The sequence below is a fragment of the Paenibacillus oceani genome (genome assembly GCF_014705615.1).
GTDB lineage: Bacteria > Bacillota > Bacilli > Paenibacillales > NBRC-103111 > Paenibacillus_AB > Paenibacillus_AB oceani.
In genome coordinates, this window is sequence record NZ_JACXJA010000006.1 from 1 (window position 1) to 14,568 (window position 14,568).

The window sequence follows — 14,568 nt, forward strand, 5'->3', positions numbered from 1 at the left end:
GCGGCATCCCTTTTCATGTCGTTTGTGAGCAGTTCAAACTGGCTTAGCAAACTGTCTTTTTTTGTATCCGTTTTTGCTCATTTATAGTTACAAATATCATCCGTTGGACGGTTTGCGGTTTTTCACGAATTTGCGCAATACTTTTTGCAGCGGTCCGGGGAATCGGGCGGCATCCTCAGCGGTTACCACTTTGGTTAGCGCCAACAGCGCCGCGTAGGCCGCCAGAACGACGATGCCTACGATCGCTCCGCCTATCATCGCGCTCATCCGGTATCCGAAAGGCTGGACATAAGCGTGGACCAGTTGCTCCAGCCCGAAGCCAGCTGCCACTACGATCAGGGTCGTCAGCAGCAGACCGTACCATTTCCGTCCGAGAATCGTATAATCGACATGTCTGCGCAATACGACGAGGTTCAACTGGGTCATCACGATGAAACATAAGGCCGTAGCCGTGATGATTCCGTATATGCCGAATACCGGGGCGAGCAGGTAGCTGCACGCCAGCTTGACGACGATGCCGATCCCGACATGGACGATAAGCGGCCGCATCTGCCCAATGCCCATCAGCACGGCGCCGGATGTCTGCATGACGATCTGGAAGATCGCGCTCGCGGTCAGCAGGATAATAATCCCGGTTCCTTCATCGTTTCCGAACATGAAGATGTTGATCGGACGCGCCGCCGCACAGATCGCCAGCACGAGCGGAAGCCCGGTCAGCACGGAAATGTACAGCGCTTTGGACGCCTGGGCGTTCACGGTCGTTTGCTCTTTTTTGGCGAAAGCCGCCGAGATGACCGGGACGGTCGACTGGCTGAGCGCGATCGCGAGAATGATCGGGATGCCCGCTAAAGACTGGGCTCGTCCGCCCAGTACGCCGAGCGCGTCTTTCGCCGCTTCGTAGGCCAGATCCGGCTGCAGCAGCCCGATCGTGATCGTCGAATCGATTGCGTTAATGAGCGGAACGGCCAGAGAGAACAGCACGATCGGCACTGACAGCTTGAATATTCGCGCATAAATGTCGCCGTAGCCGAGCGGAGCGGCCGACGGGGTGCGGTTGCCCACTTCCCCGCTCTTGCGGTCTTCGCCTCTCAGCTTCATCGCATAATACAGCATGACCAGTACGGCTCCGACGCTTCCGGCTACGCCGCCGAACGAAGCGCCGGCAACGGCCCATACGTGGCCCCAGCCGATCTGGAGCAGCAGGAAGGCAAGACCGATCGCTGCAGCAAGCCGGACGATCTGCTCGACGATTTGCGATAAGCCGTTCGGCGCCATCCGCTGCCGTCCCTGGAAGTACCCGCGCATAATCGCAATCAGCGGAAACAGCAGCAGCGCCGGCGCCAGCGCGCGGATCGCCAGCGAGGCGTCGGGGTCTTTGGCCATATGCTGCGCATAATAAGGAGCGGCGGCGAACAGCAGCACCGTCATGACAGCTCCCGCGATGAGCGCGAATAAGATAGCGGCGCGGTATATGCGCCCGGCCTCTTCGTATTGCCCCAGCGCGGTCCGCTCGGACACCAGCTTGCTGAGCGCGCTCGGGATGCCGGCCGTCGCAACGACAAGCAGCATCATGTAAATGTTGAAGGCGATCGAATACGTCGCCATCCCGGCATCGTCCAGCAAATAAACGAGCGGAATGCGCTGCACGGCTCCAAGCACCCGGGCGACCAATGCCGCGACCGCCAAAATAATCGTACCTTTAATGAGCGAATCTTTGGACAAAGAACTCTTACCTTCTTCCGTATCGTAATGAATAGAGACAACGGAATCATTATACACCGATTCGGATGCAATCTCACCCGTCGCTGCGGAAAACATCGCTTCGCTCCGGTGTTTGGCTGGTGTTGACACCGGCATCGGCAACGTTTATGGTTGGGGGTAGACAGGATGCGCAGACGAGATGATGGGCGGCGGACACGATGCCGGTCATACGAATCGGCAACAGCCAATAGCCGGCCGCCTTAGCATGACCATACGAAAAGAAGCAGGTGGGATTCCATGGAACGGGATACATTGGAACTGTTTAAGACGCTAACTGAGCTGCCGGGAGCTCCCGGCTTCGAAGACGAGGTGCGCCGGTTTCTTCGTTCTCAGCTGGAACCGATCACGAACGAAATTGTGACCGACGGCCTCGGCAGTTTGTTCGGCGTTATGCGCGGCGATCCGGACGGACCGGTCGTTATGGTGAGCGGCCATATGGACGAGGTCGGCTTTATTGTAACGGCGATCCAGGATAACGGCATGATCCGCTTTCAGCCGCTCGGAGGCTGGTGGAATCAGGTCATTCTGGCGCAGCGCGTACATATTTGTGCGAAAAATGGGCCGGTTACCGGCGTAGTCGGGTCGATCCCCCGCCACTTTCTCAGCGAAGCCGACCGAAGCCGGCCGGTCGATTTCCCGGCGATGTTTATCGACGTCGGCGCGGATAACCGGGAACAAGTGCTCGCGATGGGCATTCGGCCGGGACTGCCGATCGTCCCGATCTGCCCGTTCACTCCGCTCGGCGACGGGAAGAAGCTGCTCGCCAAAGCGTGGGACAACCGTTTCGGCGTAGGACTGGCCATCGAGCTGGCCCGGGAGCTGCAAGGCAAGCGGCATCCGAACGTGCTGTATACGGGTGCTACCGTGCAGGAAGAAGTGGGCATGCGGGGAGCCCAAACCGCGGTGAATCTCATCAAGCCGGATATCAGCTACGTGCTGGAGGCCGGACCGGCCAGCGACGTCAGCGGGGATAAGCTGGCGTTTGGACAGCTTGGACGCGGAGCGGCGGTACGCATTCTGGACAGCGCGATCGTCACGAACCGGACGCTCGTCGAGTTTATTATCGATACGGCCGAGACGAACCGGATTCCTTACCAGTACTACATCTCGCCAGGAGCGACCGATGCGGGCAAAATCCACCTGAGCGGTACCGGGGTGCCCGCCGCCGTAGTCGGTGTCGCCGCGCGTTATATCCATACGGCGGCCACGATGATTCATACGGACGATTACGACGCGGCCAAGGAGCTGATCGTCAAGCTGGTGCAGGCGACGGACCGCACTACGGTCGATACGATTACCGCTTTTGCCTAGCAACGGCCCCGCCTGTCCAGGAGTACAAGGCGGCGGATCTGGTGGTTCAAGCATCTACTATGTCTATTGCGTCTAGCATATCGAGCTCGCTCAGTCGTGTCCGGCATGTCTAGATCTCCCGGCACGCCCAGTCATGTCCAACATCTCTACCGCGTCGGCACCATAGAAGCGGTTTGTACCTCTTATTTGTCAGTCTGCATCCTGCTGCCGGGAGATAAGAGCGATTTGTACCTCCTATTCGGGTCGTTTTGGCGGAAATTCTTCATTAGGGCCAGTTTAAGAGCTGCAAACCGCTCTTATTTCCGCAACAACTCCGATTTCTAACGAAATAAGGGGTGCAAATCGCTCTTAATCTCCTTCTGTCGGCCGCAGTTGGCGCGACGGCTCGAATACCGGCTGCTGCCAACGGTTTGCTATGCCGCTGGAGTTGGCTTCTTTAAAAAGAACCGTCAAAAGACCGCAGGCGTTCCGGAATCTACTTTCCGGATGCCTTGCGGTCTTATCGTTTTTACAGCTGGCTCTACATGCCACGCTTCCACTTACTCCTGAGCGATCTCGTACAGCCCCTGGTAACAAATATCGGCGTGACGCATCAGGTCCTCGATGACGACGAACTCGTCGGCCGCATGGATATTGTTATTCACCCCGCCGCGCAGTCCGGCGCCGAACGCCACTCCGTTATTGCGAAGCTTGCGGGCGTATGTGCCGGCACCCATACGCAGCAGCTCCGCCTTTTCGCCGGTTACCCGTTCGTAGGCGCGGCTCAAGCGGCGGATCACCTCATGATCCGGGTTCACATAGACCGGATGCAGATGGCGGATGACATCGGTCTCCAGTCCGTAAGAACCGGCCAGCTCCGTAACCGTCTCGATCACACGCTCGCCGCTGTGGGTTACCGGGTAACGGATGCTCACTACCGTCACAATCCGGTCCTCCTCGGTCGTCACCTGCTTCACATATACGACGAGCTTGCCCGACACGTCGTCCTCGCAGGAGATGCCCAGCGACGCACCGTTGGATTCCAGTCCGATCCGTTCCTGTAAAAAGCGCAGCAGGCCGTCCATATTCGTCCTGCAATTCGCCGTGCGCATGGCCGCCATCAGGTTCACGACGGCATTCGCCGTCCCGGTTTCGGCTTCCTGAACCGGCTGACTTCCGGATTGAATACGAAGCCGGTCGCCCCCTTCCCCATCCCATGCCGCCGTTATGTTCGGCATGCCGGAGACGGCTTCCCGAATCCGGCCAAGCTCCTTCCGGCCTTCCTCGTCCTCAGCGCCAAGCACAATACCGCTTTCCTTCGGAATAAGCGCGATGGGAATGCCACCGCTAAAAGAGAGCACGGCCACCCGGCTTCCCGCAGCCAGATCGACCTCGGTACGCATCCACCGGAAAGCGACGAGCATGTTGCCCAGCTCCACGTTGTAGATCGGATACCCGGCGTCCGGGGCGAAGGCAAGGCTTGGCAGCGGCTCCTTGGCAAAATAATAATCCAAGTCCTTCATCCCGCTCTCCTCGTTCGTTCCGAAAATAACCCGGACCCGTTTACGGGGCACATATCCGGAATCCTTCAGCGCCTTCAGCGCGTACAGCGCGACCACAGCAGGCCCTTTATCGTCCGCGGCCCCGCGCCCGTATATGCGCCCGTCCGCGACCGTGCCTCCGAACGGGTCGTAGTTCCATCCGTCCCCCTCGTGGACCGTATCCAGGTGAACCAGGACGGCCGCAATCTCTTCCCCCGCGCCGTATTCCGCGTGACCGGCGTAGCCGTCGGTATGGCTGACCGCAAATCCCATCGATTCGGCCAGCTTCAGCATATAGTCGAGCGCGCGCCAGTTCCCCTCACCGAACGGCTTGCCCGGCAGCTCCGGCTCCTTGACGCTGCGGATTCGGATCAGCTCGCACGTATGCCGCACAATGTCATCCTTATACCGGCTCATGGGGCCGGTATAAACGGGGACGGGCACACTCCCGTTCGTATCATTCATCATCGGTATCCTCCGTGAAAGTAGTCGGTTGCCGTTCCTATTTGGCCAGCACCGGGAACAAACGGCCGCGAATCGGCTGATCCGCCGTCAACGCCTCGCCGTTCGTGACCGGATGGCCTTTACCGCTATAGGTCGTGCCGTCCGGCATATAAATAATCGCCAAAACGCGGCGGGGTGCGTCGGTCTGGTTCGAATGCGCGTAATGAAACGTCAGGCCGTCATGGAACGTGCAGCTTCCGGCCTTCATCCGGACGATGACCGGCTGTTTCGCGGCAATCTCGGGATCTTCCACATATTCCTTGATATCCTGCGGATTGATGAAATCGATTCCTTTCAGCTTGCCGGCTTTTTGCGAGCCGGGAACGAACATCATGCAGCCGTTGCGCTCATCCACATCGTCCAAAGTAATCCAGATCGACAGCGAGCCTTTCTCGTTCATCGGCCAATACGGCATATCCTGATGCCACGGCGTCGGCTTGGAATCGCCCGGCATTTTGTACAGCGCATGGTCATGGAACAGCCGGATCGCGGACGCCCCCGTCAGTTGCTTGGCCAGCCCGGCAAAGCGCGGATGGAGCACGTATTTGGCCATACCGCCGTGATCGCGCCACGTGTTCACCTTCTGGTTCAAGACGCGGTAATATGCTCCGCCCTCTTTGTCCGTAGAAAACGAATTGTCTTGATCGGCCTGCATCGCTTCACCCAAATACTCGCGCAATTCCTCAAGCTCCTCTGCGTTCAGCACGCCGTCCACCTGGACAAAGCCGTTCTCCCTGTAGAAACGGATCTGTTCGTCCGTCAGTATCGTCTGTTCCATCGTTGTACTCATATGACGTCTCCCCTTCGAAAGGAATGGATTCTGTTCGGTTACGACTTTATTGTAAGGGGAGAGCCGGCATACGGACTTGGTCGATTTCACGCAAAATAGGGTGTATCCGATTCGCATCGGTCACCCTGGGTATAAGCTGCAACGCGCGGAAAACATCCCTTTGGACGAAAAATGATTTCCGCCGTGTTCCGGTACCAATTATATATGTTTCACGAATGAAAAAAACGTCCATTCCGATTCAGCTCCACTATAGAAGCTTTGGCTGGCTCCCTACCAGTTGCTCCAGCCTCCGTCTACAATCAAATTGTGGCCGGTCACATAGCGGGATGCATCAGAAGCGAGATAAACGATAGCCCCTTTAATGTCCGTCTCGTTCGCCATCCTTCCGAGCGGCGTGCGTTCGACATAATTTCGCACGAATTCCTCCACCCGAATCTCGCGATCCGTGCCTACCGGATTGTAGCCGCCCGGACTGATGCAATTGACGCGGATACCGTATTTTCCGTAATAGTTGGCCAGCCACTTCGTCATCCCGACCATCCCCCACTTCGCATACGTATACTCGATCCCGCTCGTCATGCCGGTTTCGCCGTATACTGGAAAATGGGGTCCCAGAACGCCCTGGATGGACGCGATGTTAATGATCGTTCCGCCGCCCTGCTCCCGCATCCGGGCAACGACCGCTTGGGTCAGCAGCATCAGCCCGAGCCCGTTCACGCGCTGCGCTTCCGTCCAGCCTTCGGAGGTCGTCTGCTCGATATCGGCGAGCCCGGTCCGGGACACCGAATTGTTGATCAGAACGTCGATCCTCCCGTGCCGGTCCGCCGTCTCCGCCGTGAAGGAGCCGATGCTGATCTCGTCGGCCATATCAAGCCGCATTCCCTCGGCGCGATACCCCCGCCCGCGAAGCTTGGCCGCTTCCTCCTCGCACCGCTCCCTGCTTCGGGAAGCGATCAGCACAGTCGCCCCCGCCTCGCAGAGCGCTTCCGAGATGGAGGCGCCGTACAGACCGGCTCCCCCGGTTACGACCGCTACTTTGCCGCTTAATCCGAACATGTTCATTACGTCCATTTCCCATCGCCCCTTAAATGGCTGTTTTCGCCGTTTCGATTATCCCTGGAGCTGGAGCTTCCCACACTCGCCCACAGCTTGCATAATCCGGTTGTACAGCTCGTCGAGCTGCCGTTCGTGCTCGCCGGTCACCTGTTCGAGCGGAGCTCTCACCCCGCCGCAATCGATGCCGCGCCGCTTGATAAGCTCCTTAAGCGCTCCGTAAATCGGCAGCTCCAGCATCCGGGTAATGATCTCGTTGATCCGGACCTGCAGCGACAAGGCTTCCTCCAGCTTCCCGACCCGGATCTGACGCTCCAGCGCGACGAACAGCTCGGGCATCACCCCGTAGGTGCCGCCGATTCCGGCGTTTGCGCCCATCATTCTGCCGGCGAGATATTGTTCGTCCGGACCGTTGAATACGACGAACCGATCGCCGCCGACTGCTTTAAATTGCTGAAGCTCGTAGGTGGAGGACGTCGTAATTTTCACGCCGATTACTTTCGGGTTTTGCTTCATTTCTTGCAGTACAGAAGCGCTTAAGTGGAATCCGGTCGTCGACGGAATATGGTATATGATAAACGGCAGCTCCGTGCTGTCGATCATCGCGTTCCAATGCTGCTTGACGGCCTTGTCGCTCACCCGGTAATAAAACGGGGCGACCGACGACAAAGCGTCCGCTCCGGTCCGCTCGGCATGACGTGCCAGCTCCACGCTGTCCCTCGTATTCGCCGCTCCGATATGGGCGATAACGACCGCCTGGCCGCGCGCCTCCTCCATCACCGCCTCGAGCATCCGTTTGCGCTCCTCCACGCTTTGGATCAGCCCTTCTCCCGTACTGCCGCCTACGTATAGACCGCTTACCCCTTTGTCGAGCAGAAAGCGGGTCAGCTTTTTCGCCGCCGATGGGTTCACTTCGCCGAACTCGTCGTAGCAGGAATTCATCGCTACAAATACGCCTTCATATTTCGTCAAATCATAGGTGGACATGGATTAACCTCCTAATAGGAACGGGCTGCCCGCCCTCCATCGTTTACTCCGGCGACACCGACGGTTCCGTCCCGGCAAGCATATATAGAGGATCGCCCGCCCGTACCGGCGGACTTCCCGCCAGCATCACGACCATCCCGCCGCGCGATGCCCGGACCTCCTGCAGCTCCAGGCCGTCGAGCCGGCATACGGCCCCGATTTTGTCCCCGGCGCGAACGATTGTATTTAATGAAATGGCAGGTATAAAAAAACCGTCCGCTCCGGCCGTCTCGGAGCCGTCGAAATTGCCGTCCCCGTAAATCCGCGTAGGCGGGCGCCGTCCGGCCTGCCTCGCTCCGGTAGGAGCCGGCACTTGAATTTGAACCGCCTGTTCCGTGTGAGCCCCGGCTTGATATCCGGTTTTGTCCGCTTCGTCCGTTTCGTCAGCCGACTCTCCAAGCATCCCCAGATGCCGCATCAGCCGGTACGCGCCGGCGTAAAACAGTTCCGCATCCTCGCGCCGGATTCGCCGTCCGCCGTAAGCTTCCGTATACAGCCAAGGCACGCCCAGCGACAGCGCCGACGACACGCTCCTTCCGGGAGCGATGTCCGTATGCGCCCACAGCAGCTCCGCGCCGAACGCCTCGGCCGCCGCCCGGCTGCGCCTGCCGGTCTCGGACGCTTCGTTCTCGTAATAGCCGACGAGCGTGGATACGGCGTAATGCACTCCTCCGCTGTGCAGATCGAGCAGGAAGTCAGCTTGAGCAATAAAACGGTGATGCAATTGATAAGCAAGCCGCTCCGTCGGAGTGCCGTGCGGATTGCCGGGAAAAGCCCGCGCCATATTGACGCCGTCCTCCGGCGTGATCCGCGTGCCTCCCCGGTACGCAAGCAGATTGGCGGCAGGAATCATAATGACTGACCCGGCAAGGTGTCCCGGTCGTAAGCTGCGGTATAACCGCAGCACCGTCTCCACGCCCTCGTATTCGTCTCCGTGAACGGCAGCCAGCACGAGCAGAACCGGCCCCGCCTCCGCTCCGTCCACTTGCAGCACCGGGAGCGCCAGCGGCTCGTCCAAGCCGATGTCTACCATACATTCCAGGTAACGCTTCGCCCCCCGGCAAACCGCCTTCGCTTCATAGTGCTGAAGCTCCATCCGAATCGTCATCGGTCTTATCCCCTCTTCTGCGTTCATTCGTAATTTTGAGGCACAGCTGCCAAGGCAACGTAACTTCCTTATGCGGCGCACCGTACCGAGGGACTCCGGCCGACGCTTCACACGCCGCCTCATACGATGCTTTGCGGCGCCACCCCTTCCCGGAACCGCCTGTGCGCAGCCGCGACATCCTCACCCCCGCGCTCGGTGACGGCATAGCCGTGGCCCGGAAACAGCTGCTCGACCTCGAGCTTGCTCAGCCCGGTTATCGTCTGCCTGTACGCGTCCAGCGAGAAATCCGGCGTCCGGATCACCGCCAGCTTGCCTCCGGCAAAGACGGCATCCGCCGAGAACAGCGCCTTCAGCTCCGGGCAATAATAACAAACCATATCGAAGCTGTGCCCGGGCGCCGCTATGACCTGCAAAGACAGATCGCCTGCGGTTATCTTGTCGCCAGCCGCCACAGTCCGGTCGATCCGGCAAGGCCGGAGCCGGTACCACGGCGGATACGTCCCGCTGGCTCTCGCCTCCGCAAGCGACGTGCGGACCTCGTCGCCGAGCTCCACCATGCGGGCCGTCTCCTCCGCGGCGACGACCTCAACGCCAAGCCGTTCGCGGATCGCCCCCGCGCCGCCTGCATGATCCGCGTGACCGTGCGTCAGCAGCAGGCGCGTGACGCGCTCCGGAGCAATCCCGTCCTCCTCCAGCCTGCGCAGCAGCAGCTCCGGCTCGATCCCCGAGCCGGCGTCGATCAAGGTGTATTCGCCGTTGCCGCAGTCGAGCGCATAAACGTTACAGTCGTAATAGCTGCTTAGTCCGTATCCGAGTCCGCCTCCTCCTACCACCCGCACACGTCCGGTCAGCTTCATAAGGGATTCGCTGCCGGAGTCAGCCGTACCGGACAGCCTTCCCGGGCGGACTGTCGGACAGCGTCCGCTACGCGAACCGCCTTCCAGGCGTCGGACGGGCGGAGAATGTCGGACGGGCGTCCCAGACGCACGCAGTGCGCAAAATGCTCCAGTTCCCGGACAAGCGGCCCTTCCACCCGGCCGTGCACCTCGCATCCGGTCAGCAGCGCCGGCTGTTCGGCCGACGAGCTGCCGATGTAATCGATCCCGCGTTCCGGATCGCGGATAATGAGACTGCCGAGCTCTCCCGTAATCTCGGTCCGCACGTCCGCAGGGGAAGCCGCCCCGTCCGGCAGCAGCCAGTTGTTCTCCAATATGCCGATCCCGCCTCGCGCGAACTTCAGCATCGCCCAGATCAGATCTTCCGTAGGATGACCGGATGCCGAACGGATGGCCGTTACCTCGATAACGTCATCCTCAAACAGCCAGTGCATCAGATCGATATCGTGTATACCGAGTATGAATACGGGAGAAATCCGGTTATAGATGGAAAAGAATTTTTTACCATTGTTCCGCTTGGCGTAAATCGAGCGGATCGGTCCTGTCTCGCCCCGCAGGATGCGGGATTTGGCCTCGGTATATCTGGCGTCGAAGCGGAGCACGTGTCCCGTCATTAAAATCCGGCCATGCTGCCCGGCGGCCCGAATCATCGTCTCCGCCTCCTCCGGCGCGGAAGCGAGCGGCTTCTCTACAAAGACGTGCGCCCCGGACCGGATCGCATGCAAAACCGGCTCGGCGTGCAAATGTTCGGGCGTCAGCACATCGACCGCATCCGGGGATTCCCGGTCGATCAGCTCTTTCCAATCCGTATAACAGCGGGCTTCGGGGAACATCGCCCTAAACGGGCCGAACGTCTCCGGATTGCGGTCGCATACCGCAACGACTTCAATGTGTTCCATTTGCGACCAGATCCGGGCATGCGCCAGGGCGAACCGGCCCAGCCCGACGATCGCTAACCGTATGGCTCCCATTTAGATCCCATCCTTCTTTAATTCGCTCATGATCCTAACAAAGTCAGAGCTGCTCCCTTGTCTGGAACCCGGTTGGAGCAACCGCCAAAACTCACGATCAACTCACCATATAAGTTCAGGCATACGCCAGGTTACTCCGACTCGTCCGGCAGGTCATATGTCCAAGCGCTCCACCTCAAGCAACGGTACATGCTTGTGCGCGACCATGTCGAGCAGCCGGTTGCCATCCTTGAACCCGACGCCGGTAATAACGCAGACGGCCCGTTCGTCCGGAAGTCCGCCCTGTTCGCGGCACCGGCGGATCAGTCCGGCCAGCGAAACCGCTGCGGCCGGTTCGCCGAAAATCCCCTCTTCCTCGGCCAGCAGCCGTTGAGCTTCCCAGATCTCCTCATCCTCCACCGCCAGAGCGGAGCCGTCTCCGCGCGCCATAATGTCTAGGGCGATCGTACCGTCGGGCGGATTCGGCACCTGCAGACCGGATATGAGCGACGTCGAAGGTCCCGGGGCCGGTGTGCGCCCGCCTGCCTCATACGCTCTGACGATATTCGAGCAGCCCGCCGATTGGACGGCGGTCATATGAGGTTTGACCGGAATCGCTCCGAGGGCGTGCAGTTCCTCAAACCCTTTCCAGATTCCGACGTACAGACCGGCTCCTCCTGCAGGGGCGTATACGCGGGTAGGCGGTGCTTGGAGCTGCTCGGCCAGCTCGAAGGATATCGTCTTTACTCCTTCCATCGCGTAAGTATTGTAGCGGAACGCCGTAATCATCACTTCCCAATCGTTCAGCCGCGCCGCTTCGAAAATACGGCCGAACACTTTGTCGCCGACTTCCGGGTCCGTTCCGAACCGTTTGACTTTGCGAACGTTCGCTCCATACGCGAGCACTTGCGCCAGCTTCGCTTCCGCCATATGCTCCAGCACGAACAAGTGGTACGGGATGCCCGCCCCCGCCGCATAAGCGGCAACGGCCGCCCCCGCATTGCCCGACGTCGTGCCGATGCAGGCCGAACGCCCTCCCGCCAGCGCCCGCGATACGCCTATAGCCGCTATGCGGTCTTTGTACGATCCGGTAGGATTGCCTCCCTCCAGCTTGAAATAAAGCTCGCCCACCTTCAGCCGTTTCGCCAGTCTGCGGCTGGGTATGAGCGGAGTCGCTCCTTCGCCCAAGTAAAGCCGGCAAGCCTCCGGAACATCCGGCAGCAGCCGATGGTATTTCCACAACCCGGGCTGTCCGTCGTCTTTCCAAGATTCTGTAACCCCCTCATATTGCAGCATCAAAATACCGCCGCAATCAGGGCATGCATACAGCCGCATATCCGTTGTCGTACGGCCGCATTCCCAGCAGCGAGCTGTCTTCATCATCGGTTTCTCCCCTTGCATAAATATATTATGGTTAGACCATATATAATTCTTTGCAACCTTTCAAACGATAAGCCCGCTCGTACGCATAATCGCGACCGAACAACTTCCCCTACACAGCAACTTTAACCATCCGAAACTACTAATAATCGATGGTTGGACCATCTTATATTCACTTACTACTATAGGGGGTTCGCTTTACCGGTGTCAACCAATTTTATCGCAAATGAATGACGGATTCCGCTGAAGCCGCTTCATTGACAAGTTAATCGAAAACGAATACGATGTCTATAAAATCGTGGTCTGACCAGATTCCCTAACCTAATCATAGAAAAGGAGTTAACCGGATGAAACCGATCGAAACAGCAGAGCGCTATACGCTCAGTAAACTAGTGGTCCACAAACTAAAACAATATATCGTCGAGCATAACATCGCCCCCGGAGACAAGCTGCCCGCCGAACGGGAGCTGTCGCAGACGATGAAAGTAAGCCGCGCCATCCTCAGAGAAGCGCTGCGTTCGCTGGAAAGCGCGGGAATTCTCGAAATTCGCCATGGCGAAGGCGCGTTCATCTCGGCCAACAGCCTTAGTCCGCTTCTGGAACAGCTGTCGTTCGCCGCACAGCTGAACCGGAAAGGCGGCCGGGAGCTGCTCGAAATCCGCTACCTGCTGGAAGCATCCGCGGTTGATGCCGTGCTGGAGCAGGGCAGAAACATTCCGTTTGCAGAGCTGGAACGTCTAAACGAAGAGTGGGCTTCAAGCGCCGGCTCCGAATCCCGGCAAACCGAGGCGGACGTGAATCTTCATCTTGCCGTCGTTCAACCTCTGCTCAACAGCTCCTTCACTTCGTTAGCCGAGCTGTTCATCCGGCAAGCGGCCGCCTCCACGGGGACTGACCGGTCGCACGCTGCCGCCATCTATGAGCAGCATTCGCGGTATATCCGTCTCCTGCGGGAAGGCAAGGCACTCGAAGCGAAAGCGCTATTGCGCGAGCATCTCGGGCTCTGATAGACAACGTTCCTACGCACATCCCGGGCTCTGATAGACGACGCTCCCACCCACATCCCGGGCACGCGGTAATTTGCCGGTTCAGGCGGACGTTTTTCTATTGACTCTGTATGTAGAGCGAGTTATATTTTTATTGAACATTAACAACTTTTATTGAACCAATCGCATCGAAAGGACTTATCCCCCATGTCCCGTGTTCTGAAAGTATCGGTTGACGAATTTATCGAGATCGCCAAAGCGTTATCGAACGAATCCCGGCTGGACATCTTTAAGCAAATTCAGAAGGCCGACATGAACGTCAATGAAATCGCCGACATGTTCGGTCTCCCTTCCTCCACGGCAACCGTAAACATCAAGAAGCTGGAAGAGGCGAATCTGATCAAAACCGAACTGATGCCCGGCGTTCGCGGCTTTCAGAAAGTTTGCTCGTCGCAGTTCGATCAGCTCGTCGTAGAGCTGAAGCCGGGAGGCTCGCCCGCCGAGGAGGCGGCCCGATACGTCCACATGCCGATCGGCCTGTACTCCGAATGCGAGGTGCGCCCGACGTGCGGACTCGTCAGCGACAAAAGCATTATCGGCTATCTGGACGATCCCCGCAGCTTTTATGAGCCGGACAAAGCCGGAGCTCAGCTGCTCTGGTTCCGGCAAGGATATGTTCAATACCAGATTCCGAATAAAGTGCCCTATGACGCCCGGCTGACCGGCCTCGAGATTTCCATGGAGCTGTGCTCGGAAGCTCCCTTGTACAATGCGAACTGGCCTTCCGACATCACCGTATCGATCAACGGCGTCGAACTCGGCACTTATTTAAGTCCGGGTGACTTCGGCGGCGAGCCCGGGCTTCTGAACCCGCCCTGGTGGGATTTGAGAAATACGCAGTACGGTTTGCTAAAAAAGTGGAAGGTCGATGAGAACGGAAGCTATATCGACGGCCGGCGTTTATCCGACGTAACCGTAGACCAGCTCGGCATTCACGACAGCCCCGCCTTTGCGCTGCGGATCGGCGTCCTGCCGGATGCCGCCAACATCGGCGGATTGAACCTGTTCGGCAGCAAATTCGGCAACTACGAACAGGATCTGCTCGTCCGGTTCGATTACAAACCGCACAAATCCGGACACTCGTAAGGAAAAGGTTCGCAACAACATTTCCTCCGGCACACTCCGCCCGTCCGCTGTGCCGCAACAGATCGATTGCAGACTGGAGCGTGCTCCCTTCTGCACCATTTACCTCAATTTTAATTGTTTTACTACATATATTATTA

At 58.6% G+C, this 14,568-nt stretch carries 12 protein-coding genes; 3 read left to right on the top strand and 9 right to left on the bottom strand.

Features of this window, described 5'->3' with window-relative positions; genetic code table 11:
* Positions 1-96: 96 nt before the first annotated feature.
* Positions 97-1,818, bottom strand: a complete 1,722-nt coding sequence (locus tag IDH45_RS05385; protein WP_190925452.1) for a putative polysaccharide biosynthesis protein — start codon at positions 1,816-1,818, stop codon at positions 97-99.
* Between the two features lie 180 nt (positions 1,819-1,998).
* Between IDH45_RS05385 and IDH45_RS05390 the strand changes: the two genes are divergently transcribed.
* Positions 1,999-3,072, top strand: a complete 1,074-nt coding sequence (locus tag IDH45_RS05390; RefSeq protein WP_190925453.1) for a M42 family metallopeptidase — start codon at positions 1,999-2,001, stop codon at positions 3,070-3,072.
* 539 nt (positions 3,073-3,611) lie between these two features.
* On the opposite strand, the gene IDH45_RS05395 is transcribed toward IDH45_RS05390, so the two are convergent.
* The 8 genes from IDH45_RS05395 to IDH45_RS05430 all read right to left on the bottom strand — a co-directional run bounded on the left by IDH45_RS05395 (position 3,612) and on the right by IDH45_RS05430 (position 12,302).
* Positions 3,612-5,060 carry a Sapep family Mn(2+)-dependent dipeptidase gene (locus IDH45_RS05395; RefSeq protein WP_190925455.1) on the bottom strand — a complete coding sequence of 483 codons (1,449 nt, stop codon included), beginning with the start codon at positions 5,058-5,060 and terminating at the stop codon, positions 3,612-3,614.
* Between the two features lie 34 nt (positions 5,061-5,094).
* Positions 5,095-5,886 (bottom strand): phytanoyl-CoA dioxygenase family protein, encoded by a 792-nt coding sequence (locus tag IDH45_RS05400; RefSeq protein ID WP_190925457.1) that lies wholly within the window; start codon positions 5,884-5,886, stop codon positions 5,095-5,097.
* A 270-nt stretch (positions 5,887-6,156) separates the two neighbouring features.
* Positions 6,157-6,957, bottom strand: coding sequence for an SDR family NAD(P)-dependent oxidoreductase (locus IDH45_RS05405; protein ID WP_223836411.1), 801 nt, complete (start codon positions 6,955-6,957; stop codon positions 6,157-6,159).
* A gap of 39 nt (positions 6,958-6,996) precedes the next feature.
* Positions 6,997-7,926, bottom strand: coding sequence for a dihydrodipicolinate synthase family protein (locus IDH45_RS05410; protein WP_190925459.1), 930 nt, complete (start codon positions 7,924-7,926; stop codon positions 6,997-6,999).
* Positions 7,927-7,969: 43 nt separating this feature from the next.
* Positions 7,970-9,073 (bottom strand): succinylglutamate desuccinylase/aspartoacylase family protein, encoded by a 1,104-nt coding sequence (locus IDH45_RS05415; RefSeq protein ID WP_190925460.1) that lies wholly within the window; start codon positions 9,071-9,073, stop codon positions 7,970-7,972.
* 119 nt (positions 9,074-9,192) lie between these two features.
* Entirely contained in the window at positions 9,193-9,930 is a 738-nt protein-coding gene (locus IDH45_RS05420; protein ID WP_190925462.1) for an MBL fold metallo-hydrolase, read from the bottom strand.
* Complete coding sequence (locus IDH45_RS05425) at positions 9,927-10,940, bottom strand: Gfo/Idh/MocA family protein (protein ID WP_190925464.1); 1,014 nt, start codon at positions 10,938-10,940, stop codon at positions 9,927-9,929. Before IDH45_RS05425 ends, IDH45_RS05420 begins: the two co-directional genes overlap by 4 nt.
* 153 nt (positions 10,941-11,093) lie before the next feature.
* Entirely contained in the window at positions 11,094-12,302 is a 1,209-nt protein-coding gene (locus IDH45_RS05430) for a threonine synthase (RefSeq protein ID WP_190925466.1), read from the bottom strand.
* A gap of 344 nt (positions 12,303-12,646) precedes the next feature.
* Here IDH45_RS05430 and IDH45_RS05435 point away from each other — a divergent pair, with 344 nt between their 5' ends.
* Both IDH45_RS05435 and IDH45_RS05440 read left to right on the top strand, forming a co-directional pair.
* Positions 12,647-13,306 (top strand): FadR/GntR family transcriptional regulator, encoded by a 660-nt coding sequence (locus tag IDH45_RS05435; RefSeq protein ID WP_190925468.1) that lies wholly within the window; start codon positions 12,647-12,649, stop codon positions 13,304-13,306.
* A gap of 186 nt (positions 13,307-13,492) precedes the next feature.
* A complete protein-coding gene (locus IDH45_RS05440; RefSeq protein ID WP_190925470.1) occupies positions 13,493-14,431 on the top strand; it encodes an ArsR/SmtB family transcription factor in 939 nt (312 codons plus the stop codon).
* Positions 14,432-14,568: the final 137 nt, after the last annotated feature.